Here is a 23,532-nt window from a genome sequence, read left to right on the forward strand (position 1 = left end):
CCTTGACCACCAAGCTCGACATCGCCCCCGCCAATGACCGCGAACTGGTTCTCGCCCGCATCATCGATGCGCCGCGCGAGAACGTCTATCGCTGCTGGACCGACACCAGGCTTTTGACCCAATGGTTCTCTCCGAAACCTTGGACGACGCCGCGTGCCGAAATGGATGCGCGCACGGGCGGGTCGAGCCTTGTGATCATGGCCGACCCCGACGGCAATGAATTCCCCAACCCGGGCGTCTTCCTGGAAGTCATTCCCGGCAAGAAGATCGTCTTCACCGATGCCTACACGCAGGCGTGGGAGCCATCCGAAAAGCCGTTCATGACCGTCGTGCTGACCTTTGAGGACGAAGGCGAGGGCCGGACCCGCTACATCGCGCGCGTCCGCCACTGGAGTGTCGCCGGCCGCGAACAGCATGAACAGATGGGTTTTGATGCGGGCTGGGGCCAGTGCACCGACCAGCTCGAAGAGATCGCCAGGACGCTTTGATACAGGACAGTTCCGCCGACGGTCGCGCCCAGGCTCAGAAAACCTTGGCGCGGCGCGGCTGCCTGAGATGCTTGATGCCGCTCATCTCGACGAAATTCGTCGCCGCCTCCCAGAGATAGTCGCCATAGAAAAACGGCTCGAAAGGCTCGGCGCCGCTTAGGGGCAGCGGCGCGATCTCGGCGTCGACACGCGGTTCATAGAAAAACGGGATCGAGAACCGCGCCGTTTTCGGTGCGATCACCCGGTGCCGCGTCGCCCGCACACGCCCGCCGGTCCAGCGCTCCAGCAACTGGCCGAAATTGACCGCCAGCGTGCCGTCGGCGGGCGGCACGTCGATCCATTCGCCGGCGAGGTTCTTGGCCTGCAAGCCCGCGACGCCGTCCTGCGCCAGCAAGGTGACGAAACCGGAATCGGCATGCTCGCGACCGATGATGGTGCGCGTCTCTCCCTTGTGGAGGACCGAGAAGTCAGGCCCGCTGATATCGATGCCGGCATTGGCGTCGCGCAGGGGATAGCGGATCAGGCGCAAGGTGGAGATGCCGTGATCGAAATAGGGATCGAAGATCGTTTCCGGCAGGCCAAGCCCGCGCCCGATCGACCGCATCAGCGCGTTGCCGATCGTCTCCATCGCGCGGTAGTAGTTCGCCGCTGCCGCGCGCCAGCCGGGCAGGGCGCCTTCGATCGGCAAAGGCGTCGGCTCACACAGCGGATCGTCCGATGGCAAAGCACGCGCCGCCGCGGCGATATCCGGCCCCATGTCGATGCCTTCCTTATAGGAAACGGCCGTCGGCTGCAGCGGAAACCAGCCGCGATAGACATTCTTCCTGGTTCGGTCGAAATTCCAGCGCAGCAATTTCTGCTTCTCGGCGTCGGGAAGGGCGAAGATGCGCAGCAATTGCGCCCGGCTTTCCGGCGTCAGCCAAGCGTCTCCGGGAAAATCCCGAACAGCCATCAAGCCTATTCCCGACGCGGCGGCCATGATGCGGGCGTCGGCGCGGTCACGGCCGGGCGAGGGCGGCCCGAACAGGTCCGCGATGCCGATGGTTTCGATGTCTTGCGTCACGGCTCCCCCCATCACGGTAATCGATGAAACAGTATCAAAGCTTTTCAATTGACCCAATCAGTCCTGCCATTTACCTCGGCCGCACACTCTCATCATGGATCACGGTGATATGGCTAGACATCAGGGCGGGTGCCTGTGCGGGGCGGTGCGCTACAGCGCCGACGCGGCGCCCATCAACGAACGCATCTGCCACTGCCGGCTTTGCCAGAAGGCGATCGGCGCCGCCTTCAACGCGCGCATGCTGTTTCGCATCGATGATGTGACCATCGAGGGGCCGCTGGCGACCGTGAACACGTCGCCCGATCTCAAGCGCGGCTTTTGCCCGAGCTGTGGCACGACGATGTTTTCGCGCCGCGACTCCGCCGGCATCATCGGCATCACCACCGGCTCGCTTGACGATCCCACGGTCTTCAGGCCGCAGATGCATATCTTCACCGCCTCGAAACAGCCTTGGGTGGTGCTCGATGACGGCCTGCCGCAACATGAGGGCGCTCCGCCGCCGGGCTAGGTCTTCCTTCTCCCACAAGGGAGAAGGAAAGCGCACGACCATGACCGAAAATTAATCCAAATCATCACGCGATAGCCGGCAAAACGTCATTGGCGGGCCATCATTGTCCTCCTATCTATGCTGCGCGGGCCGGCATTCGAGGAGACGACGGATGAACGACAGCATCAGCACCCTGGACGAGCTTTTGAGCGATCCGATGGTCCTGCTTGTCATGGAGCGCGACCGTGTGCGCCCGGAACAGGTGCGCATGCTGCTCGAACGGGTTCGCAGCCGCGCGCCCGATGACGCACGCGCCGATCAGCCGGTCGTTCCGCCGGCCCATATAGTGGCCAGAAGTTGTTTCCAGCAATGGCTGCGCAGTTAGGCGCGGTCAGTTGGAACTGGCCGGCAGATAGCTGTAGTGGCTGCGGAAATAGGCAATCCTGAAGCCGAGACGCGCATAGTTGCGATAGGCCGGGCCGTCGCGCTGCTCGTGCGGCGCCTCGATGTCGGCGACAAACAGTTTGGCGCCGGCCGCAATCCCGTCGCGCACCAACGCTTCGCCAAGCACCGCGTCGAGATCGAAGCTCGGCGCCATGATGCCAGGCACCGGTGCTTCGATGCCGCTCCAGGCCGCGCCGTCGGCACCGATGAACAACGAGCGCACCGCCGCCACGGCGCCGTCCCGCTTGGCCATATAGTGATGCCAGCCCTGTCGGCCGACCAGAGCCAGCAGCCAGGGTGAGGTGGGCAGCCGGTAGCTTTTGTCGATGAAGCCGGCCCATTCGCTTGCCGATGCCTTCGTCACGCGTTCGACCGAAACCCCATCAATCGTGAAAAGCAGCTCCGACGACAGCGGGTCGGCCTCGCGATAAATCCGCTCCCAGCCGCCCTGGCGCTGCAGGCCGCGCGCCTCGAGCCAGCATCTGAGGCGAGATGGTTCGGTGTGTGGGTTGACATAGAACCATGGCCGCGAAATGCCGGCGGAGCGGTAGTGCGCCAGCAGTGCGTCGAGCTGGCTTTCCGAGGCCGGGCTGTCGACGCCTAAATTCTTCACGCAATTGAAATGGACGAACGGGATCGTCGTGCAGGTGGTCCATGCGAGGTCGCCTTCTCCCGCTATTGAAAGGCCTTGCCTTGCGGCGAAATCGGCGGGTGCTGCGGCATAGAGGTCGAGCCAGGCGTTCACCTCGGCGCGCTCGATGATACGGCTGAGGTCGCGCGAGACATTCTCGATCGCGATGGCTGGCGGGCGGGGTTCGGCTGGCGCTTGCAATTCTGACAGGGCGGTCTGCATGGCGCTCCTCCATCACCAAACTTACAATGTAAGGTTAGCAGATAATAATGTTGATGCGCGACTTGTCAACCGGGGAGACGCCTTACAAATCGGTAAATTGGATTCCGCGCATCGCGCGTCTATTGCTCGCGCGGATCGCTCTTCAAGATTCTCCGACGGAAAGGCTCGACATGGCTGACATCTGCACCCAGGGCGTGGATACGGGCTTTGTCGGCCTGGGATATGCCAAGGTCGCCTTTCTCGGCTTGGTGCAAGGCATCACCGAGTTGCTGCCGATTTCCTCGACCGCCCATATGCGCATCGTGCCGGCGGTACTCGGCTGGCAAGACCCGGGCTCCGCCTTCTCCGCCGCCATGCAGCTTGCCGCCCTTGCCGCCGTGATCAGCTATTTCTGGGGCGATGTCAGGGATCTCCTGTTCGGCTCGCTCGAGGCGCTCACGCGCCGCGATTTTTCCGACCGGCATTTCCGGCTGGCGTCCTGGATCGTGCTGGCGACGATCCCGATCGTCATTGCAGGCGTCGCGCTATCGGGGGTTCTCAATGCCTGCAATTCGCCGCTGCGCAGCCTGAGCGTGATCGGCTGGTCGTGCATCGCCATGGCGATCCTGCTGGCTCTGGCCGAGATTTTCGCCCGCCACAAGCGCACCATCGCAGAAGCGTCGCTCGCCGATGCGCTGCTTGTCGGCGTCGCCCAGATCGGCGCTTTGATCCCCGGCGTCTCGCGCTCGGGCTCGACCCTGACGGCGGCGCTGGGGCTCGGCTTCAAGCGGGCCGAGGCGGCGCGCTTCTCGTTCCTGCTCGGGCTGCCGGCGATCGCGCTTGCCGGCCTCAAGGAACTGTGGGAACTACACAAGGTTCATCTTGACGCCCATGGCTGGTCGGTTCTTGCCACCGGACTGGTCGTCGCCTCGATCTCCGCCTTTTTTGCCATTTGGGGCCTGATGCGGGTGCTGGAACGCTTCTCCGCCTGGCCTTTCGTCATCTATCGCGGCCTGCTCGGCGTCGTCCTGTTGCTCGGCCTTGCGATGGGATGGCTGGCTTAGCGGGCCCAGTGTTGCCTGTCGGCACCAGTTGGGCGCATGAGTCGCTCCCTAGGAGATGTGATCGCTAGGGTTGATTGACTTCGGAATGTAACCGCCCTTAACATTCTGTTAACAAAACAGGTGGGTGGGGCCGGATGGCATCCTCGATGGGTTGGCGCCGCAAGGCGAAGGGGCTGGCGGTTGCCGTGACCGTCTTCGGTTCGGTGGTGGGGTCGGCCTATGCCGCGCCTGCGTCCATGGTTGTCGGCGGCACGACCTCCCAGCCGATCGGCCACTATGATTTTTGCAGGATCCATGTCGCCGAATGTTCGATCCGCTCGCCCGACAGCGTGCCGGAACGCCTGACCAGCAAGCTGCTGCACGATATCTCGGCTGTGAATCTCTCTGTCAACACGCGCGTCAAGCCGATGAGCGACATGGATAATTACGGCAAGGACGAGTGGTGGGCCTATCCGGAAAACGGTCTTGGCGACTGCGAGGATTACGCGCTGGAAAAGCGGCGTGAGCTCAACAGCCTGGGCATTGCCATAGCCAATCTTTTGATGACGGTGGTTCGCAAGCCTGATGGCGAGGGTCACGCCGTGCTGACGGTGCGCACCGACAAGGGCGACTTCATCCTCGACAATCTGACCGACAAGGTCCGCCTCTGGAACCAGACGAGCTATCGCTACCTGAAGCGGCAGGCGAGCGACGACACCGGTCACTGGGTCTCGATTCTGGGTGGCGACGAACAGCTGGTCAGCGCCGTCAAATAGTCGGGTCGGCTCGGCCGCGTCCGAGTATGAACCTCTGCGATCCGATCCTTTCGTGCCGGTCTTCCATGGTGCCGGCAAGTGGTGATAACCACCACAAATGATTGAAGCTGGCATCCGCAGGGCACATGGACTTTCTGACACTTCTGAACTCGGCGCCCCTGCTGCTGGGCCTGGTCAAAGCCACGCTGCCGCAGGCCGTCGCCGGCACGATGGCATTCAGCCAATGGTTCGGTTCGCTGCCGCCATGCCGCGACTTTGCTTTCGAGGCGACCAGCTATCTCGTCTGCGAGGTCGATCCGAAACTGTATTCGATCGAACTGTTCTGGAAGGATCCGGCCGGCAAGCCATTTCAGTCGCTGCACAATCTCGACGCTGCCCAGCGCGCGGCCGGCCGCACCATGCTGTTCGCCGTCAACGCCGGCATGTATCATCCGGACCTCAGGCCGGTCGGCCTCTATGTCGAGCGTGGCCAGGAAATGGCCGGCGTGAAGACGGGATCGGGAAGCGGCAATTTTTCGCTGCAGCCGAATGGCATCTTCTACATCAGCGGCGGCATGGCAGCGGTCCGCGCGACCAGGGACTTCGTCAGGAAGCGGCCGTCCACCGACTATGCCACGCAATCGGGACCGATGCTGGTGGTCGACGGCCAGCTTCATCCGAAATTTCAGTCCGATGGCACCTCACGCAAGACCCGCGATGGCGTCGGGGTGCGCAAGGACGGCGTCGCGGTCTTTGCCATTTCGAACGGCACGGTGAATTTCCATGCATTTGCCCGGCTGTTCCGCGATGCGCTCGGCTGCGACAATGCGCTGTTTCTCGACGGCACGATATCGAGCCTGTTCGCGCCTGCCATCGGCCGCAACGAAGATTACTGGAATCTGGGGCCGATGATCGGCGTGTTCAGGAAGCGCGGCTAGACGCGGGCGGCTCGCCTGCTCCGGAGCTTGAGCGCGATCACTGTTACGATGATCAGGGCTGCCACACCGATCGCCGCCAGCCCGAACAGGCTGGTCACGTCGAGCTCGGGGATGCTGCCGGCGCCCTTGGCCACCAGCCAACCCGGCGACAGCACGACCGGCGCCCAGATGATCGCTGACAGGATGTTGGCGATCTAGAAGCGGCGCCGGTGCATGCCCATCATGCCGGCGACCAGCGGCACGGTGGCGCGGACGGGGCCGAAGAAACGGCCGACGAAAACCGCTGCGAAGCCATAACGATGGAAGAACAGCCGCGCCCTGGCGACCTCGCGGCCGTAACGGTTGAGCGGCCATTTATGGACGACGCCGCGCCCCAGCCATCTGCCGAGAAAGTAGGAGATGGTATCGCCGAGCGCCGCCCCGATCATCGCGGCCAGAAGGACGGGCAAAGGCTGTACGATGCCGGCCCCGACCAGGCCGCCGACGATTATGAGCACCGTGGTGCCGGGCAAGAGGATGCCGACCAGCACGAGCGACTCGCCGAAGGCCAGCAGCCCGACCACGATCCCGGCCCACGCCTGATGGTTCTCGATGAAACAAACGCTCTGGTCGATGAACGCCTGCACGCAAGCTCCTGTTTAAAAGCGTTTCTCAGCTGCCGCTGTCGAGCAGGCTTCTGAGTTCGTCGAGCTTGTCGTCGACGAGCCAGCCGTAATAATTCTCGACCGGCAACTTGCGGCCCTTGCCATCGGACGCCTTTGAAGAAATCGTGGGAAATGCCTGCGGCAAACGCAGCCTCCCGCCTCAACAGCCACATCATGGCACTGTCAAGGCTGGCCCGGCCGCGTCGCCGGGGAATGTCTGAAACGGGTCATAGTCATGGTAAAAAACTTGATTCAAACTTTATTGGTAATTTCTCGTTCATAACTGGCGCTGTTGTCCGTCGGTCGTTGCCTTCGGTCTGTTGTGTTTTGAGTACAGGTCCAGATGCGGTTACCAGGCGCCATCAGTTTCGTGATCGCATCGCTGTGCCTCGCCGGCTGCTCTTCGACATCGGGCATGGACGCGCTCGACATGCAGAAGCCGTCGAACGAAACCACCAGTTCGGTGGTGCGGCCCAGCGCACCGATCACATCCGTTCCAGTGAGCAAGGCCAGCAATGCTCGCAAGCTGGCCGAGGCCGCGCCCGAGGACGCTCCTGATCGGCCCTTTGGGCTGGCGGAGGAAGAAACCGTGGCGCTTTCGGCGCCCGAATTGCCGGACAATGTCGATCCGCCCGTCGAGCCCGCGGCCCTGGTCTCGCCACCGAAACTTTTGTCGCGTGCCGCACCGGCGATGCTTGCCGGCCCCGTCACGCGCTACGGTTTTCGCGATGCCAAGCCCATCAATTTCGGCCGGGCCTCGCCCCGGCACCTTGCCGTGCACGGGGTTGACGTGTCGCGCTGGCAAGGCGACGTGAACTGGGAAAAGCTGCGCGCCCAGGGCGCCAACTTCGCCTACATCAAGGCAACCGACGGCGGCGACCATCTCGATCCGATGTTCATGAGGAACTGGCGCAATGCCGATGCCGCCGGGCTGAAGCGCGGCGCCTATCATTTCTTCTACTGGTGCCGCACCGCCGGCGAGCAGGCCGACTGGTTCATCCGCAACGTGCCGAAGGTCGATGGCGCCCTGCCGCCGGTGATCGACGTCGAATGGAACGGCGACTCCAGCTGCAAGCGGCGCCCGTCACGTGAAAAGGTGCTGGAGAAGATGCAGGTGTTCATGGACAAGCTTGAACGTCACTACGGTCAGCGCCCGATCATATACACCGCCCCCGATTTCTATCGCGACAACCTCCAGGGCGCTTTCCTCGACTACCCGTTCTGGCTGCGCGCGGTGGCGCGGCACCCGTCAAAGGTCTATCCCGGCCGCAAATGGCTGTTCTGGCAGTATTCCGGATCCGGCCTGTCGCACGGCGTGACCGGCCGCGTCGACCTCAACGTCTTCCATGGTGACGAGCGGCAATGGCGCGCCTGGGCCGGCGGCGGCGGCCGTCAGATGATGGCCGACGCGGATTAGGGTTCGCGTCGCCATTCGTTCAGGTCCTGCCGTCTATTGGAGCTGGTTGCTCCCGCCATTCCTGTCCTCGCTCAGCCGCAGCTTTCTCCGCAACGCCATGATCTCGGCAATCGCGGCATCGATCATGGTGAGAAGCGTAATCGTATCGTGCTGGGTGGGATCGGCTCTGACATAGGCGAGCTGGTTGACGATGTCGGTGTCGTCCTCGTTTTCGTCGCTCATGTCCGTTTTCCGGTTGTTATCTTCCAAACGTTCTCATTCGATCCGATCCGTCGTCAAATTGCACCTATATCACTTCGTCGTGTGAATGGTCGCCCATCCAACCGGTCCGACCGCCTTATTTTGGACGACGGCGACGCGATTCGTCGAAGGTGGCAAAAGCCAGAACCGCGGAAAATGATGCGAAGCTGAACAGGACTGCGGCGATAACCATGAGGTCGTAAGTCGACACGTTCGTTCTCCCTGGGATGATGGCCAAGGAGCAAGGAGACCGCACGGGCGATGCATCCGCGTTGATCTGGATCAACCGATCGGCAGATGCCGTGCACAGCAGGGGGTGACCGTGGCCGAGGGCGCAGAGAGGCGAGATTCATTATGCCCGTCATCCTCGACTCGTATTGGCGCCCTTGGATGAAGCCGCGGTCTCGTTGATCATTGCCTCGATGTTGTAGCCATCGGGGTCGAGTACGAAGCAGGCGTAGTAATTCTCCGCATAATCGGGACGCGGGCCGGGCGCGCCATTGTCTTGGGCGCCGGCTGCCAGCGCCGACTGGTGGAACGCATCGACCTCTGCCTTGCTGCGGACGCGGAAGGCAACATGCAGATGGGTGAGCGGCGGCGCCTCGCCTGTTCGCTGGATCTCGAACAGGCAGCCACTGCCGACGTCGAAAGCCCAGAACACGCCCTCCTTGCCGAAGGACAGGCAATAGCCCAGGGACGCGAAAGCGCGTTCGTAGAAGAGCTTGCTCTTCTCCAGGTCGGACACTTCGATGGTTATGTGATCGATCATCTGGTCCTCTGTTGCGCGTGAACCTTGTAAGCCTAAGTCTGGCGCTCTTCCTGCGCCCGAATCTCGGCGGTCTGGGCCAGCACCCAATCCCGGAACACCTTGATCTTCGGCACGTTGCGTCGGCTTTCCAGGTGCACCAGCCAATAACCGTCGCCGTCGGATCCGAGGACTTCGAAGGGCTGTATCAACTGGCCCTTCGCCAGCAGGGCGCTGTAGATATTGCGGGTGAGGATGGCCGCGCCCCGATCGGTCAAAGCCGCCATCGCGTCGTAGGCCTGCGACCCCAGCATCGGACCTGCGATGACGCGATCGGGCTCGAAGGGTAGGCCGGCGGCTTCGAACCAGATCTTCCACCAAGGATCGTCGGCGCAGCACAGCGGCACCTTGTAGAGATCCTCGGGCTGGCGGATGCCGCCCACGCTTTCGGCCAGTCTTGGGCTGAGCATGGGCGTGTAGTCGGCCTTGAACAGATAGTGCGCGGTCAGACCGGGCCAATTTCCGGCGCCTGTCCGGATCCCGATGTCCATGTCCTCGCGTGTGAAATCGACCAGCCGGGGCGATGTATTGACCTTCACGGCAAGGTCTGGATGCATCAGCTGGAATGTTCCAAGCCACACGGCCAGCCAGTTCGTCGCGAAGGTTTCCATGGTCGTCACCGATAGCACTCCGGTCGCTCCGCCCTTTGTGGCGACCCACGCATCGGCCAGGGCCGAGAACGCAACGGATGCATGCGGCGCCAGCTGTTGTCCGGCCACGGTCAAGGCAATCTGCCTTGTTTTTCTTATGAAAAGTGGCGTTCCGGCGCGCTCCTCCAGAACCTTGATCTGATAGCTGGCCGCCGATTGGGTCATGCCGAGTTCTTCGGCCGCCTTGGTGAAACTGCCCAGCCGCGCGGCGGCTTCAAACACCCTGATAGCCCCCAATGGTGGTAGTTCCCAACTCATGACGCATCAGTCCTCCTGATGCATGGTACGCGACGTTCGATTGGAAGCCAAGGCCGCGAACAGGCATGCTCTGGTCATCAACTCCAACACGAAAGGACAGGGCAATGACCACCACCCTCTACGACACGCTTCGTCGCCCGATGCTCGATCTCTTCACCGCTCCGTTCAGGCCCCGCAGGCGCGGCCTGCTTGACCAGCGTTCGCTGTCGGATCATTTCCTGCGCGACATCGGCGTCCTCGACGGACGCGTGCCTCCCGGCACCATTCGCTGAAGAAGCTTTTTTGGCGCACATGGATACTAGGGAGGGCAAGATGGATGTGTTGTCGCAGGCCCTGGCGAAGAGCCGTCAAACGATCAGTGCCTACGAGGATTATGCGGATCGCTACGATGCCATCGTGCGGCATGTTCCCAACGACAGAGAGCAGGCATCGCTGAAGCGCCTTGTGGCGATTGCCGGCACGTCAGGCCGGATTCTGGAAGTCGGGTCGGGAGCGGGCTACGATGCCGACTTTCTGGAGGGCCTGGGTGTCAAGGTTCGCCGCACCGACGCGACAAAACGGTTTCTCGAGCTGCAGGCCGCGCGCGGCAAGCATGGTGAGCTTCTCGATCTCCTCACCGACGATCTCGGCGGCCCCTATGACGCCGTCCTGGCGCTCGCCGTCTTGATCCATGTGCCGCGCGACCAGACCGACCAGGTGCTTGCCAGGATAGCTCGGTCGCTGCGGCCAGGCGGCGCCTTCCTCGTATCGATGCGCAACGGCGATGGCGAGACGGACAGCAGCTATCATACGGTCTTGTGGCGTCGGGACGACTTCGCGGCCCGTCTCGAAGCCGCCGGGCTGGTCCTTCTCAGGGACGATTTCAACGTGGGCCGCAACAGCGAGGAATGGAACACCTTCCTGGCTGTCAGGCCGTCGTGAAGGGATCTTCTTCCATCTCCTGCAAGGGGAGAAGGAGAGGGCGCGCGTTACGCCCGGCCGCTCATCTCTCGACTTTGCGAATAAGCGAGACATTGCCGCCGCAGTGCTGTCTAGTGCCTGTTCCTGCACTCCGGGGGGATCAGGGTGGAGCTGGAACTCAAATTTCTGCTTGTCGGCTTTGCCTGCGCGGTCTCCGGCATGCTGTCGCTCATCACTATCGTGAAATGGCGGGAGGTGCAGGCGCTGAGCCGCTGGTTGCCGACGCCGGGAAAGATCATCTCGTCGCGCGTCGAGGCGCGTGAGGTCAGAAGCTCGGGCGCTGGCTCGGACAGCACCGATACCACGGAGATGCGCAATTTCCCGGCCATCACCTTCGAATACAAGGTCGGCGGCAAGAAATTTCAAAGCTCGCGCTACAGCGTGAAGGAAAATTTGGGGAACTTTGAAGTCCGCGAAACCCTTGCGCAGTTTCCCCGCGGCGCGGAGGTGACCGTCTTTTACAATCCGGCCGATCCGAGCAAGGCCGTGATCGAGCGCACCATGCCGGACGGCGCCTTCAAGTTCATGTTCCAGCTCTCGGCCGGGTTGGCGATCGGCACGGCGGTTCTGGTGTTTTCCATCGGCGGCGTGCTTGAGGCGATCCGGCCGCATCTGCCCAAACCCCAGAATCTCGGTGCCGCAGCATTGCTGCTGTTCATGGGCCTGTTCGCTCTGCGCATGGGCTTTGCCCAGAAGTCGCTTGCCGAGCAGGCGGCAAAATGGCCAGTCGCCGCCGGACGCATCGATGCCTCAGGCCTGCAGGCGCTGCGGACCTATTCAGGCTATCAACGCTGGCGCACGGTTTTCAAATCTCGCATCGTCTACAGCTATGGCGTCGCCGGCCAGCGCTACAGCGCCGACCGCGTCACCTTCGGCGCGACCGTCACGGCTTCGCTGCCCGGCCTCGTCAGCGGCCAAGCGCGGCGCTATGCGGAGGGCAGCAAGGTCGACGTGCACTATGATCCCGCCAACCCTGGCTCGGCGGTGCTCGAATGCCGGGTGCGTGGGCTCTGGCTGCTGTGGGCCTGTTCGGCAGGATTTCTCGGCGGTGCTGCCTTTCTGGTCGGGCTGGTGTGAGGACGGGTTTTTGGCTTCCACGACGTTTCACGGAGACACCCGGTGATCGTTCGCAAACTGGCCTGCGTTTTCCTGGGACTGCTCGGCCCGATCCATCTGGCGAGCGCCAAGGAATGCCTGCTGAGCCACGCCACCTACCGCGAGCCGCGCTCAGGCGCGGTTCTGCAATTCCGGCCGCTGGACAGTGAGCCGGCGGCGCTGACGGCGCAGGTGTTCTCGCTGAGCGTGCCAAACACCGATAAAAACCTGCCGGCCGATATCACTTGGACCAACGGCAAGAATTCCTTTCCGCTCGGCACCATCCGCCACGCCTGCACCGACGATGATCGCGAAGCGGGCCTGCAGGATAGCAGCGGACTGTGCAGGATATGGGACGGTCAGGTCTATGCCTTGACCGGCGGCGGGGCCGAACAGTTGAATTCGCGCGAAGCGACGCCGGCGCCGAAAGGGCTGCTGTTGCCCGATTTCGGTGTGGCTTTCACCGAATGGGCCGATTTCGCCAACGCCAATCCGGACGGCTCGGCCTGGGATGCCTTCATTCTGACAGGGTGCAGCGATGACTAGCGTCGTGAGATCGATCAGGTTGCGTTGCGTGCAGGCGCCTAGACCAGTGCTCCTGCCGCTGGCGACCCACCTCCTGTCTCGCCTGCGAAGGTTACGCTAAGTCCGCGCCACTGGGCGGTTCCTTCTGGCGTGCGCGGATCCTGCCGATGCGATGTGATCGATGGCGGACGTCAAACCGCGGATAAGCGGCTTGCGTAGCGGCGTTTCGACAAAGCGCCAGATCAAGAACGAGGCAAGGAGCACCGCGAGCAAAACGACAAAGAACGCAGCGTTCTTGCCGATAAACGGGGCCAGCGCGTTGAGAGAGAGATAACCTATGTACTGGTGCAGAAGATAAAGTGGGTAAGTCAATCCGCCGAGCATCAGAACGGTCTTCGAAGGGGCCACGCGGGAGCGGATCAGGAGTGCACCTGCGAAAATCCCAAAGACAAATCCATTGGCGACCAGGAGAGCGGGATAGGGAATGGCCGTTCCGTAATGTTCCTGCATCCAGCCCTGATTGAATGTGATCGTCTGGCACGACAACAGGAACGCTGCGACAAGAAGGATGAGCGCTGCCGGCGAACGACCTTTTGCGACAACCTGTTGGGCCAAAATGCCGACGGCAAAAAAAGGCGCGTAGCTTGTGATAAGCAAAATTCGTATCGCCGTGTTCCCGAAGAAGAGCTCATTTCCTGCCGAAATCACGAGCCAGATGGCAACGATCGCCAACTTCCAACGCTGGAAGGCACCCGCAAAAATAAGCGCCGCAACCCAGCCATAGAATACGATCTCGAGCATGATCGACCAGTAGACACCGTCCATGGACGGCCTGCCGAATGCGCGGGCGAACATCGAAAGATTGGCGGCATAGGTCGAAAAATCTGTCGGAAATCTAGGGTTGTTGGCGATCGAGAGAACGACAAACGTCAACGTCATGCAGAGCAGAAATCCAGGATAAAGCCGCACGAAGCGCGCGACGGCGAAATCCTGCCACTTTCGCCCCTTAGCCGACCACGTGATGACAAAACCACTGATAAGGAAAAACAGATTGACACCGAGATAGCCATAGATAGCAAACGGGGCAGCCTCAGGATATCCAGCGTCGACATCTCCGGCAATCGGTCCCCGATAAAGGTAGTGAAAGCACACAACCGCCAAGGCTGCGATCAATCGTAGAAGGTCGAGTGATGCCAGGCGCGATGAGTTGGTGTTGCCAACCATTTCCATTGCCCCTCCATACAGGGCCCTTTGACCCTGACTAAAGCCTGATCCCAAGGCTTCAGCGTCACAGAGAGGTCTATCGAGCGCCAATCGATAGTGCTTGTCGCTTCGGGCTAAATCATCGTGCGTTTGCATGAGTTCGGCCTCGCCAGAACGGGGCCGAAGGTTCACAACGCTCTCTCAGAATAAATGCGCGTGGCGATATCACCGTGGCCACTTGAAGCCCATCAGGGTTAGGGTAAGAACCATACCGTTGCTGGCTCCTGACCCGTGCGCATGTTCAACAATGTCAACAACGCATAGATCAGTCCATGCAGGATCTTCAGCCGCTTTCGGATGTAGACCGCGATTGCAACGTTCCATGCAACCAGAGCAATTTGAGCCCTATAGCGGCACCCAATGGGCCGCAGATCTGTATCCGATAACGCAGCCGATGACGCCAATAGCCGCGCCCACCATCATCGTCCTGGACTAGACGTGAATCAGGAGGCCCTGACATTGATCCAGGCCTCCTGCCGTTTCCGTTTGCTCACCTTTCAAAAAACGAGGGTGAGCAAACTTCGTGTGTCGAATGACCAGCTTACCTTGACGTCGAGCAACATACAGTGACACGCCAGTTGTCTAGTGAGTTTGTCAGCTGCAGCCACTTGTGGCGCCGCACGTGTCGCACTTCTCACAGGTCCCGTTCCGCACCATCGTGAAATTCTGGCATTCGGAGCAGGAATTGCCGGTGTAGCCTTGCAGCAGTGACTTGGCGCGGCGGTCGGCGGCGAGTTTCTTCGCTTCGGCGGCTTCGTTCGCTGCCGCATCGGTGAACAGCGCCGCCGTGGCGTCCGAGGCTACCGAAGCAGAGCCCGCCGCTTCCTCGAAGGCGATGTCCTCGGCCAGTTCCTTGGCCCGCTCCTCATAGTCGCGCTTGTAGGCGATCGCCTCGTCGCTGGCCGGCTTCAGGGCCAGCACGTTGGAGCCGGAGAAGGCGGTGGGCGCCGAGCGGGCAGGGGTGCCGGTCGAGCCGCCGGCAAAGCCCTTCGGCTCGTTGCCGATCGCCCTCGACACCAGCTTCACCGGCGAACCGCGGGTCAGGCCCTTGGAAACGGCGTCGGTCTTGCCTTCGCTGATGCCGCGGCCAAGTGCGGTGTTGGAGAAGTCCGACTGGTCGACATGGGCGAGGTCGTTGCGGCCGAGATAGGAGATGGCCAGTTCGCGGAACACGTAGTCGAGGATCGACGTCGCGCTCTTGATGGCATCGTTGCCGATGACCATGCCGGCCGGCTCGAACTTGGTGAAGGTGAAGGCGTGCACATATTCGTCGAGCGGCACGCCGTATTGCAGGCCGAGCGAAATGGCGATGGCGAAGTTGTTGAGAAGGCCACGCAGCGTGGCGCCTTCCTTGTTCATGTCGATGAAGATCTCGCCGAGGCGGCCATCATCATATTCGCCGGTGCGCAGGAAGATGGTGTTGCCACCGATCTTGGCCTTCTGGGTGTAACCCTTGCGGCGGCCGGGCAGCTTTTCCTGCTCACGCGACACGCGCTCGATGATGCGCTCGACGATCCGCTCGGTGATCTGCGCCGCGCGCGCCGCCTGCGGGGACGCGATCAGTTGCTCGACGGCTTCGTCCTCATCCTCCTCGCCATCGGCGAGCAGCGAGGCGTTGAGCGGCTGCGACAGCTTCGAGCCGTCGCGGTAGAGCGCGTTGGCCTTCAGCGCCAGCTTCCACGACAGCATGTAGGCGCCCTTGGCGTCCTCAACCGTCGCATCGTTGGGCATGTTGATGGTCTTGGAGATGGCGCCGGAGATGAAGGGCTGTGCGGCCGCCATCATCTGGATGTGGCTGTTGATCGACAGCGAGCGCTTGCCGATCTTGCCGCAGGGGCTGGCGCAGTCGAACACGGCGAGGTGTTCGGCCTTGAGGAAAGGCGCTCCTTCCAGCGTCATGGCACCGCAGACATGGATGTTGGCGGCCTCGATGTCTTTCCTGGAGAAGCCCATCGCCGGCAGCATCTCGAACGAGAAGTCGTTGAGCTGCTCGTCGGTGAACCCAAAAGTCTCCTTCACCCAGTCGGCACCGAGCGTCCACTGGTTGAAGACGAACTTGATGTCGAAGGCCGACTTCAGCGCCGCATTGAGCGCGGCGATCTTGTCGTCGCTGAAACCCTTGGCCTTGAGCGAGCCGGGGTTGATGCCGGGCGCCTGGTTGAGATTGCCGTGGCCGACCGCATAGGCCTCGATCTCGGCGATCTGGCTCTCGGAATAGCCGAGCGTGCGCAGCGCTTCCGGCACGGCGCGGTTGATGATCTTGAAATAGCCGCCGCCGGCGAGCTTCTTGAACTTCACCAGCGCGAAGTCGGGCTCGATGCCGGTGGTGTCGCAATCCATGACCAGGCCGATCGTGCCGGTCGGCGCGATCACAGTTGCCTGTGCATTGCGGTAGCCATGCTCCTCGCCCAGCTCGATGGCGCGGTCCCAGGCGGCTTTCGCATGTTCGGCAAGCGCCTGCTGCTTGAGGTCGGAGGCGACCAGCGGCACCGGATTGACGGCGAGCTTCTCATAGCCGTCCTTGTCGCCATAGGCAGCGCGGCGATGGTTGCGCATGACGCGCAGCATGTTCTGGGCGTTGCGGTCATAGTCGGGGAAGGCGCCGAGTTCGGAGGCCATTTCCGCCGATGTCGAATAAGCCACACCAGTCATGATCGCGGTGAGCGCGGCGCAGATGGCGCGGCCCTCGTCGGAATCATAGGGAATGCCCGAGGTCATCAGCAGGCCGCCAATATTGGCATAGCCGAGGCCGAGAGTGCGGTATTCGTAGGAGAGCTTGGCGATCTCCTTCGACGGGAACTGCGCCATCATCACCGAGATTTCCAGCACGATGGTCCACAGACGCACGGTATGCTCGTAGGCGGCGATGTCGATCGTGCCGTCGGCGTTGCGGTAGGGCAGCAGGTTGATCGATGCGAGGTTGCAGGCCGTGTCGTCGAGGAACATGTATTCCGAGCACGGGTTGGAGGCCCGGATCGCACCGGCCGAAGCGCAGGTGTGCCAGTCGTTCATCGTCGTGTTGAAATGCAGGCCCGGATCCGCCGACGCCCAGGCGGCATAGCCGATCTTTTCCCACAGGTCCCTGGCCTTCAGCGTCTTCAAGACCTTGCCGTCCTTGCGGGCGGTCAGGTGCCAGTCGGCATCGTCCTCGACGGCGCGCAGGAAATTGTCCTTCAGCGACACCGAATTGTTGGAGTTCTGGCCCGAAACGGTCAGGTAGGCATCCGAATCCCAGTCGGTGTCGTAGGTCTTGAACGACATCGAGGTGTAGCCCTGCTTGGCGAACTGGATGACGCGGTAGATGTAATTCTCCGGCACCGCCGACTTCTTGGCTGCCTTGATCTCGCGCTTCAGGGCCGTGTTGATGGCCGGATCGAAGCAGTCCTCGCCATTGCCTTCGCAATTGACGCAGGCCTTCATGATGGCTTCGAGATGCTTCTTGACGATCTTGGAGCCGGTCACCAGCGAGGCGACCTTCTGCTCTTCATTGACCTTCCAGTCGATGAATTCCTCGATATCGGGGTGGTCGGCGTCGACGATGACCATTTTTGCCGCGCGGCGCGTTGTGCCGCCCGACTTGATGGCGCCTGCGGCGCGGTCGCCGATCTTGAGGAAGCTCATCAGGCCGGACGAGCGGCCGCCGCCCGACAGCTTTTCGCCTTCGCCGCGCAGCAGCGAGAAGTTCGAACCGGTGCCCGAGCCATATTTGAACAGGCGCGCCTCGCGCACCCACAAATCCATGATGCCGCCCTCGTTGACGAGGTCGTCCTGAACGCCCTGGATGAAGCAGGCATGCGGCTGCGGGTGCTCGTAGGAGGACTTCGACTTGGTCAGCTTGCCAGTGAAGGGGTCGACATAGAAGTGGCCCTGGCTCGGACCGTCAATGCCGTATGCCCAGTGCAACCCAGTGTTGAACCATTGCGGCGAATTCGGCGCGACGCGCTGGGTGGCCAGCATATAGGCGAGCTCGTCGCGGAAAGCGCGCGCGTCTTCCTCCGACTTGAAGTAGCCGCCCTTCCAGCCCCAGTAGGTCCAGGTGCCGGCCAGCCGGTCGAAGACCTGGCGGGCGTCGATCTCGGAACCGTAGCGCTCGGCTTCCGGCAGCTTGGCCAGTTCGGCTTCGTCGGCGACGGAGCGCCACAGGAAGGAGGGGACGTCGTTCTCCTCGACCTTCTTCAGCCGCGCGGGCACGCCGGCCTTGCGGAAATATTTCTGCGCCAGGATATCGGCGGCGACCTGGGAGAACTGCGCCGGCACATCGATGTTGTCGAGGCGGAACACCACCGAGCCATCCGGATTCTTGATCTCGGAAAGCGCCTTGCGGAATTCGATCTCCGCATAAGCCGATTGCCCTTGCTTGGTGAAGCGACGCTCGATGCGCATTGGTTCGGTCCTTTTGTCTATATATAGCGCTTTTCCCCAGGGATTTCTCCCCCTGATGCGAAACGCGCATGTCCGCCGTCTGCCGGCGTTCGAAAACGGCCGGCTCTCCATTCCGCGATCTCCCCCAGCACTTGCGGCCTGGGCTTCTCGTGAAGCCTCTGTCACAACGCGCCGGCGAACCCTGCGGGTCCCTCAAATCTGATTTTTTCGATTCCCTCACTCGAGGGAAATTCACACTATCTAGCGTCGAACCTACCTGCAAACACTAAATATAGTATTAACAGACAATTTATTCCAGTCCGACAATTCTCCCTTTCGTCGCCCCGCCACCCCACAATCCCAACGCTTCCGCCGGCCTCGTAAACGGGCGGAAATGCGGGCAAAAACGCACATAATCCGGGAAAAAGACCGGGCTCAGAACTTTCCGGTCGCGCTCTCAACAGGAGCACATGGCCTATAAAAGGCGACTCGTTTTGCGCCGTCAAGGATTCGTTTGCGTAGCTTTTGTGACCCCAACATCTTGTGTGTCACACATGTGGATAACGGGGATAGAAATGCGCCGCGGCGATTGCCGTTTCGAGCGGTGGATCTGTGCACTTTGACCGCCGGGAGGCGTCCGTCGTGAGCAATCTGGCCGGCCTCGAAAAACCTGTCGGGCCGATATGCCAGATATCAGCCGTAATGCAGCTTCGGCTTCGGCTCGGTGCCGGTGAACTGCACGCCGACCCGGTCGTTGCGGCGCCAGCGGACCTCGCAGCGATAGGCGACGCCGTCGAGCGGCACATAAAGCAGGAAATGATCGGGCACCCGCGCCTCGAGCGGTATTTTCAATTCGGCGCCGCCCGCATGCTGGTTGCGCAGCATCACGGCGATTTCCGAGTTTTGAATCCCGGTGATGACGGTTCCACCCTTGAGCACGCGCGGACGGTGCTCGCGCTCGGGCTCGCCGGTATGCTGCTGAAATGGGTCTACAGGATTCGCCATCGATCAAACGCCAGATTGGTCGATTCTTAGCGAAGAAGGATTAGCAAACCTTTCATGCCCGTCACATCACAGGGTTGTGAATATGGAGAAGGCGGAGGTCCGCTAGGAGAATCTGTGCGGGTCGGCGCAGAAATAGGCGATGATCTGGCAAAGGTCCGGCTCATTGATCATGCGTACGGCTTCGCTGGAATTGACCCATTTGCGGGTGCGGGAGTGCTTTTCCTTCCAGCGGTCGGCGATCTTGTCGACGTGCAGCGGAAACACCAGCACCTCGCAGGGCACTTCTTCACCCGAAGCCAGAACCTTGGCATAGAAGTAGCGGCCGGCTTCGAGATGGGAGACGGTTCCGCGCAATCCGGCTTCCTCGCCGGCCTCGCGCGCCGCCGCCTCGCAGAGCGGCTCCTTGGCTTCCGGCCAGCCCTTCGGCAACACCCAGCGGCCCGTGTCGCGGCTGGTGATCAGCATGATCTCGACGCCATTCCCGGTGTCGCGCCAGGGCAGCGCGGCAACCTGCAGACGGCACGGAGCGGTGCCGAAGAGTCGCCGGACCCTTTCGGCCAGATGGTTGTGCGTCGTTGGCCTTGTCAACATCGGAGAAGCTAGCCCCAGCCTCCAGAATCGTTTGCCGCCTTACGAATCTTACGGCTAATTCTGACCAATAAAAGTAAAAACTTTGATCAGGCTGGCCGATTCCCGCCAACAGAGGTCGATTTCACAGGATATCCTGCCCCGGGGAGCCATCCACGGAAGCGAATATTGTCGTCGGTGGCGGGTTAGTTGGAAAAAGCGGCGTGTCGCGAATCAGCCGGCGTGGTCGTCGGCGATCGGCTTCTGATAGGTGAAGCCCATGTCCCAGGGGAAATAGATCCAGGTATCCTGGCTGACCTCGGTGACGAAAGTATCGACCAGCGGCCGGCCCTTCGGCTTGGCGTAGACGGTGGCGAAATGCGCCTTGGGCATCATCGCGCGCACGATGCCGGCGGTCTTGCCGGTGTCGGTCAGGTCGTCGATGATCAGCACGCCGGCGCCGTCGTCGGCCAGCAGGGCAGGGGTAATCTCCTTCAGCACCTGCAACTGCCCCTGGCTGGTGTAGTCGTGGTAGGAGGCGACGCAGACCGTCTCGATGATGCGGATGCCGAGTTCGCGCGCGATGATCGCCGCGGGAACCAGCCCACCGCGTGTGATGCAGACGATCGCCTTCCATTGCCCCTTGTTGGCGCCGGAAAGCCGCCAGGAAAGCGCGCGGGCGTCACGATGGAACTGGTCCCAGGAGACCGGGAAGGCTTTTTCGGGAAGGGACATTTTTCGCGCACTCCGCAGCACGCGAGGACCGCGTGCACAAAAACAGGGGAATGCGCGCGGAATTAACTGGAAAGCCTCGGCCTTGGCAAGGGCGGCTTACCGCGATGGCTGTGGACTTATCGCGACAGGAAGGCCGCCACCTGTGCCGTGCGCAGCACCGTGCGCGTCACGCCGCCGAACAGCAGCTGGCGCAGCCAGGAGTGGCTGTAGGCACCAAGCACCAGCAGATCGGCGCCGGTTTCGGCGACCCGGTTCTGGATCATGTCGTCGACCGAGGTGCCGCCCGATTTCTGCACCGAGACGCTGACATTGGCGCCGTGGCGTGACAGCGCCGACGCGATTTCGGCGCCGGCCGCCTCCGGGGTTTCGTCGAACGTATCGGGCGGATCGATGACCAATATGTCGGTCTTCTCGGCCTCGATGATGAAGGGCAGGGCGTCGAAGGCGGCGCGGGCGGCCTCCTTGCTGCCGTTCCAGGCGAGCAGCACGCGTTTGAACGTGGTGACCAGCGGACCCGCGCTCGGCACCACCAGCACCGGCCGGCCGGCGTCATAGACCAGCGTGTCGACATCGGCGCTCGGATCGCCGCCGGTTTCGCGCTGGGCGGCAATGATAAGATCGGCGGCGCGCACGCTTGAAATGCCGGTCAACGCGCTGTCGCCGGAGAAGCTCTCCAGGCTGCGCCACTCGAAGGAGAGGCCGGAATCCTCGATGCGCCTCAGGAAGACGGCCTGCAGCTTGTCGGCCCGCTCCCGGCTCATGTCGGCCGAGACCTGCAGGAACTCGGTATCGGGAAAGCCGGTCGCCGACGTGTAGGGCACCGGAAGCGCCTCGGCATGAATGCCGATCAGGTGGCTCTGGAAGCGGTTGGCGAGCGGAATGGCGCAGTCGAGCACGCGCTCGGCGTCCTGCTCGTTCTGCAGAATGGCAACGATGGTCCTGAAGCGCATGGTGATCCCTCAATCTGGCGAGTGTTCGAACTCGCGTGAAAGCAACGCCGGCGCGCCATGCTTTGTTCCGGCCACAACCGGTTCAACTCGCCTTGGCGACGAAACCCGCCACCATTGCCTCGACATCGGCGCGCGCGGCGTCGAGGGCCTTCTGGCTGCGGGCGCGAACGACCAGTTCGGTCCAGAACTTGCCGTCGCCATACTTTGGATAGGAGCCGATGATCGTATCCGGATGCGCTTTCTGGATCTCACCCAACGGCCCGCCGACAAGGCCTTCGCCGAACGGACAGTGCACCGTCGCCGACAGCATTTTCGTGCCGGTCTTCAGCGTCGGCACGACATTGTCGAGCATGGCCTGGAAGATCGAGGGCACGCCGGCCATGACGTGGACGTTGCCGATGCGAAAGCCGGGCGCTACCGACACCGGGTTATCGATATGGTCGGCACCGCGCGGCATCCGCGCCATGCGCTTGCGTGCCTCGGTGTATTCGATGCCGCGCGCCGCATAGCTTGCGTCCAGCAGCGCATAGGCCTTGGCATCGTATTCGCAGGGCACGCCGAACGCCTTGGCAATCGAATCGGCGGTGATGTCATCATGGGTCGGCCCGATGCCGCCCGTGGTGAACACATAGGTGTAGCGCGCACGTACGGCATTCACCGCCGCGACGATCTCCTCTTCCTCGTCGGGAACGATGCGCACCTCCTTCAGGTCGATGCCGACGGCCGTCATGATATCGGCGAGGTGGCCGATGTTCTTGTCCTTGGTGCGGCCGGAGAGAATCTCATCGCCGATGACGAGCATGGCGGCGGTAACGATTTCGGTCATGGAGGGCTCCGGCAGGACGGGTCGCCTGAAATAGCGCGGCGCGTGGCTATCGGCAATGCCACCTCGGCGGTGAACATCCGTGCCTGGACGATGCAAGGTTGCAGCATGACCGGATGCAGGTAAGCTCAAACGGGTTCTGGTCCGGGTGAACAATGCTGATATCGATCCTGTCGTGGCTGCTGGCCTTGCTGTTCCTGCTGGCGGTCCTGGGGATCGCCTGCCTGGTGCTGGCGACGCTATGGATCGCGGCGAAGGCGCAAAGGTTGGTGCCGCCGGTCGGAAAATTCATCGAGATCGACGGCAACCGCATCCACTATGTCGATGTCGGCGAGGGGCGGCCGATCGTCTTCCTGCATGGGCTTGGTGCGCAACTCCACCACTTCCGGCACACCCTGTTCGGACATTTCGGCCCGGGCTATCGGCTGATCGCGCTCGATCGTCCGGGATCGGGCTATTCGACGCGCGCGAACGGTGCCACCGGCCGCTTGCCTGAACAGGCGGCCCTGGTGCGCCGCTTCATCGAAAAATTGGCGCTGGAAAGGCCGCTGGTGGTGGGCCACTCGCTGGGCGGCGCCGTCACGTTGACCCTGGCCGTGGAACATCCCGAGGCAATTTCGGGCATCGCCTTGCTGGCGCCGCTGACGCATCTGGAAAACAGGGCGCGGCAAGGATTTGACCTGCTCTATATCCCCTCGCGCCTGCAGCGCTGGATGATGGCCTATACTGTGGCGATACCCCTGAGCCTGCGCTATGCGCGACCGACAATGGAATTCATCTTCGCGCCGCAGGTCTTTCCCGCGGACTACATGGTTGACGGCGGCGGCTGGCTCGGGCTGCGGCCAGTCCATTTCCAGGCGACATCAGCCGATGTGGTGGCCGTCGAACAGGATCTCGGCCGCATCGAACAGCGCTATGGCGAGATTGTCATGCCTGCCGGCATCCTCTTCGGTACGGCCGACCGCGTCATCGACATCCGCATCCATGGCGAGCCGATGCAAGGCAAGATCGCAGGGCTCGATTTCGAACCCGTCGACGGCGTCGGCCATATGCCGCAGTTCGCCGAGCCCAAGCGGGTGATTGGCTTCATCGAGCGGATTGCGGTCCGCACATTTCCATCACCACAGCCTCACGACAATTTCAATGAACCAACCGGCTGACCGCCGGGTTTACCCCGTGTCGC

Annotated in this window: 26 protein-coding genes and 1 pseudogene; 12 read left to right on the forward strand and 15 right to left on the reverse strand. The window is 62.1% G+C overall.

Going from position 1 to position 23,532, the window contains the following annotated elements; all coding sequences use genetic code 11:
• Positions 1-2: 2 nt before the first annotated feature.
• The gene (locus tag CK227_RS11640) at positions 3-488 is read left to right on the forward strand and encodes an SRPBCC family protein (RefSeq protein WP_095770328.1); all 486 of its coding nucleotides are present in this window, start codon (positions 3-5) and stop codon (positions 486-488) included.
• A 34-nt stretch (positions 489-522) separates the two neighbouring features.
• Here CK227_RS11640 and CK227_RS11645 read toward each other — a convergent pair whose 3' ends face one another.
• On the reverse strand, positions 523-1,551 hold the full coding sequence (locus CK227_RS11645; RefSeq protein WP_179296308.1) for an isopenicillin N synthase family oxygenase: 1,029 nt from the start codon (positions 1,549-1,551) through the stop codon (positions 523-525).
• Between the two features lie 109 nt (positions 1,552-1,660).
• Between CK227_RS11645 and CK227_RS11650 the strand changes: the two genes are divergently transcribed.
• Together CK227_RS11650 and CK227_RS11655 are read left to right on the forward strand one after the other, a co-directional pair.
• Positions 1,661-2,059 (forward strand): GFA family protein, encoded by a 399-nt coding sequence (locus CK227_RS11650; RefSeq protein ID WP_095770873.1) that lies wholly within the window; start codon positions 1,661-1,663, stop codon positions 2,057-2,059.
• Between the two features lie 151 nt (positions 2,060-2,210).
• Positions 2,211-2,423 carry a hypothetical protein gene (locus tag CK227_RS11655; RefSeq protein ID WP_095770326.1) on the forward strand — a complete coding sequence of 71 codons (213 nt, stop codon included), beginning with the start codon at positions 2,211-2,213 and terminating at the stop codon, positions 2,421-2,423.
• A gap of 6 nt (positions 2,424-2,429) precedes the next feature.
• On the opposite strand, the gene CK227_RS11660 is transcribed toward CK227_RS11655, so the two are convergent.
• On the reverse strand, positions 2,430-3,335 hold the full coding sequence (locus CK227_RS11660; protein WP_095770325.1) for a hypothetical protein: 906 nt from the start codon (positions 3,333-3,335) through the stop codon (positions 2,430-2,432).
• A 170-nt stretch (positions 3,336-3,505) separates the two neighbouring features.
• On the opposite strand from CK227_RS11660, the gene CK227_RS11665 reads away from it, so the two are divergent.
• The 3 genes from CK227_RS11665 to CK227_RS11675 all read left to right on the forward strand — a co-directional run bounded on the left by CK227_RS11665 (position 3,506) and on the right by CK227_RS11675 (position 6,050).
• The gene (locus CK227_RS11665; protein ID WP_095770324.1) at positions 3,506-4,378 is read left to right on the forward strand and encodes an undecaprenyl-diphosphate phosphatase; all 873 of its coding nucleotides are present in this window, start codon (positions 3,506-3,508) and stop codon (positions 4,376-4,378) included.
• 134 nt (positions 4,379-4,512) lie between these two features.
• Positions 4,513-5,133, forward strand: coding sequence for a transglutaminase-like cysteine peptidase (locus CK227_RS11670; protein WP_095770323.1), 621 nt, complete (start codon positions 4,513-4,515; stop codon positions 5,131-5,133).
• A gap of 125 nt (positions 5,134-5,258) precedes the next feature.
• Positions 5,259-6,050, forward strand: coding sequence for a phosphodiester glycosidase family protein (locus tag CK227_RS11675; protein ID WP_095770322.1), 792 nt, complete (start codon positions 5,259-5,261; stop codon positions 6,048-6,050).
• Here CK227_RS11675 and CK227_RS37205 read toward each other — a convergent pair.
• The 3 genes and pseudogenes from CK227_RS37205 to CK227_RS11685 form a co-directional block, all read right to left on the reverse strand.
• Positions 6,047-6,205 carry a hypothetical protein gene (locus CK227_RS37205; protein ID WP_245317943.1) on the reverse strand — a complete coding sequence of 53 codons (159 nt, stop codon included), beginning with the start codon at positions 6,203-6,205 and terminating at the stop codon, positions 6,047-6,049. The two genes, CK227_RS11675 and CK227_RS37205, sit on opposite strands and share 4 nt — an antisense overlap.
• Before the next feature lie 39 nt (positions 6,206-6,244).
• Positions 6,245-6,676 carry a DedA family protein gene (locus CK227_RS11680; protein WP_245317941.1) on the reverse strand — a complete coding sequence of 144 codons (432 nt, stop codon included), beginning with the start codon at positions 6,674-6,676 and terminating at the stop codon, positions 6,245-6,247.
• A 25-nt stretch (positions 6,677-6,701) separates the two neighbouring features.
• Positions 6,702-6,797, reverse strand: a pseudogene (locus CK227_RS11685) (DUF1402 family protein); the annotation flags it as partial.
• Between the two features lie 240 nt (positions 6,798-7,037).
• On the opposite strand from CK227_RS11685, the gene CK227_RS11690 reads away from it, so the two are divergent.
• Positions 7,038-8,111: a GH25 family lysozyme gene (locus CK227_RS11690; protein ID WP_095770321.1), complete on the forward strand. Its 1,074-nt coding sequence runs from the start codon at positions 7,038-7,040 to the stop codon at positions 8,109-8,111.
• A 33-nt stretch (positions 8,112-8,144) separates the two neighbouring features.
• Here CK227_RS11690 and CK227_RS11695 read toward each other — a convergent pair whose 3' ends face one another.
• The 3 genes from CK227_RS11695 to CK227_RS11705 form a co-directional block, all read right to left on the reverse strand.
• Positions 8,145-8,333: a hypothetical protein gene (locus CK227_RS11695; protein ID WP_095770320.1), complete on the reverse strand. Its 189-nt coding sequence runs from the start codon at positions 8,331-8,333 to the stop codon at positions 8,145-8,147.
• Between the two features lie 379 nt (positions 8,334-8,712).
• Positions 8,713-9,120, reverse strand: coding sequence for a VOC family protein (locus CK227_RS11700; RefSeq protein ID WP_095770319.1), 408 nt, complete (start codon positions 9,118-9,120; stop codon positions 8,713-8,715).
• A 32-nt stretch (positions 9,121-9,152) separates the two neighbouring features.
• Positions 9,153-10,064, reverse strand: coding sequence for a LysR substrate-binding domain-containing protein (locus CK227_RS11705; RefSeq protein ID WP_095770318.1), 912 nt, complete (start codon positions 10,062-10,064; stop codon positions 9,153-9,155).
• Positions 10,065-10,168: 104 nt separating this feature from the next.
• On the opposite strand from CK227_RS11705, the gene CK227_RS36700 reads away from it, so the two are divergent.
• From CK227_RS36700 to CK227_RS11720, 4 genes are all read left to right on the forward strand, one after another.
• A complete protein-coding gene (locus CK227_RS36700; protein WP_179296307.1) occupies positions 10,169-10,336 on the forward strand; it encodes a hypothetical protein in 168 nt (55 codons plus the stop codon).
• A 40-nt stretch (positions 10,337-10,376) separates the two neighbouring features.
• Positions 10,377-10,985: a methyltransferase gene (locus tag CK227_RS11710; RefSeq protein ID WP_095770317.1), complete on the forward strand. Its 609-nt coding sequence runs from the start codon at positions 10,377-10,379 to the stop codon at positions 10,983-10,985.
• Between the two features lie 144 nt (positions 10,986-11,129).
• Positions 11,130-12,101, forward strand: coding sequence for a DUF3592 domain-containing protein (locus tag CK227_RS11715; protein WP_179296306.1), 972 nt, complete (start codon positions 11,130-11,132; stop codon positions 12,099-12,101).
• Between the two features lie 42 nt (positions 12,102-12,143).
• Entirely contained in the window at positions 12,144-12,665 is a 522-nt protein-coding gene (locus tag CK227_RS11720; protein ID WP_095770316.1) for a hypothetical protein, read from the forward strand.
• Between the two features lie 96 nt (positions 12,666-12,761).
• Here the strand turns inward: CK227_RS11720 and CK227_RS11725 are convergent, their stop codons facing one another.
• The 7 genes from CK227_RS11725 to CK227_RS11755 form a co-directional block, all read right to left on the reverse strand.
• Positions 12,762-13,874 (reverse strand): acyltransferase, encoded by a 1,113-nt coding sequence (locus tag CK227_RS11725; RefSeq protein ID WP_095770315.1) that lies wholly within the window; start codon positions 13,872-13,874, stop codon positions 12,762-12,764.
• 627 nt (positions 13,875-14,501) lie between these two features.
• Positions 14,502-18,290 carry a vitamin B12-dependent ribonucleotide reductase gene (locus CK227_RS11730; RefSeq protein WP_095770314.1) on the reverse strand — a complete coding sequence of 1,263 codons (3,789 nt, stop codon included), beginning with the start codon at positions 18,288-18,290 and terminating at the stop codon, positions 14,502-14,504.
• 672 nt (positions 18,291-18,962) lie between these two features.
• Positions 18,963-19,274 (reverse strand): PilZ domain-containing protein, encoded by a 312-nt coding sequence (locus CK227_RS11735; protein ID WP_095770313.1) that lies wholly within the window; start codon positions 19,272-19,274, stop codon positions 18,963-18,965.
• Positions 19,275-19,376: 102 nt separating this feature from the next.
• The gene (locus CK227_RS11740; protein WP_019857844.1) at positions 19,377-19,865 is read right to left on the reverse strand and encodes an NUDIX hydrolase; all 489 of its coding nucleotides are present in this window, start codon (positions 19,863-19,865) and stop codon (positions 19,377-19,379) included.
• A 210-nt stretch (positions 19,866-20,075) separates the two neighbouring features.
• Positions 20,076-20,576 carry a xanthine phosphoribosyltransferase gene (gene gpt / locus CK227_RS11745; protein ID WP_095770312.1) on the reverse strand — a complete coding sequence of 167 codons (501 nt, stop codon included), beginning with the start codon at positions 20,574-20,576 and terminating at the stop codon, positions 20,076-20,078.
• A 116-nt stretch (positions 20,577-20,692) separates the two neighbouring features.
• The gene (locus CK227_RS11750; protein ID WP_095770311.1) at positions 20,693-21,526 is read right to left on the reverse strand and encodes a universal stress protein; all 834 of its coding nucleotides are present in this window, start codon (positions 21,524-21,526) and stop codon (positions 20,693-20,695) included.
• 82 nt (positions 21,527-21,608) lie between these two features.
• Complete coding sequence (locus CK227_RS11755) at positions 21,609-22,352, reverse strand: competence/damage-inducible protein A (protein WP_095770310.1); 744 nt, start codon at positions 22,350-22,352, stop codon at positions 21,609-21,611.
• A gap of 152 nt (positions 22,353-22,504) precedes the next feature.
• On the opposite strand from CK227_RS11755, the gene CK227_RS11760 reads away from it, so the two are divergent.
• Entirely contained in the window at positions 22,505-23,509 is a 1,005-nt protein-coding gene (locus CK227_RS11760) for an alpha/beta hydrolase (protein ID WP_095770309.1), read from the forward strand.
• The last annotated feature ends 23 nt before the right edge of the window (positions 23,510-23,532 follow it).

The sequence above is a fragment of the Mesorhizobium sp. WSM4308 genome (assembly GCF_002294905.1).
Lineage (GTDB): Bacteria > Pseudomonadota > Alphaproteobacteria > Rhizobiales > Rhizobiaceae > Mesorhizobium.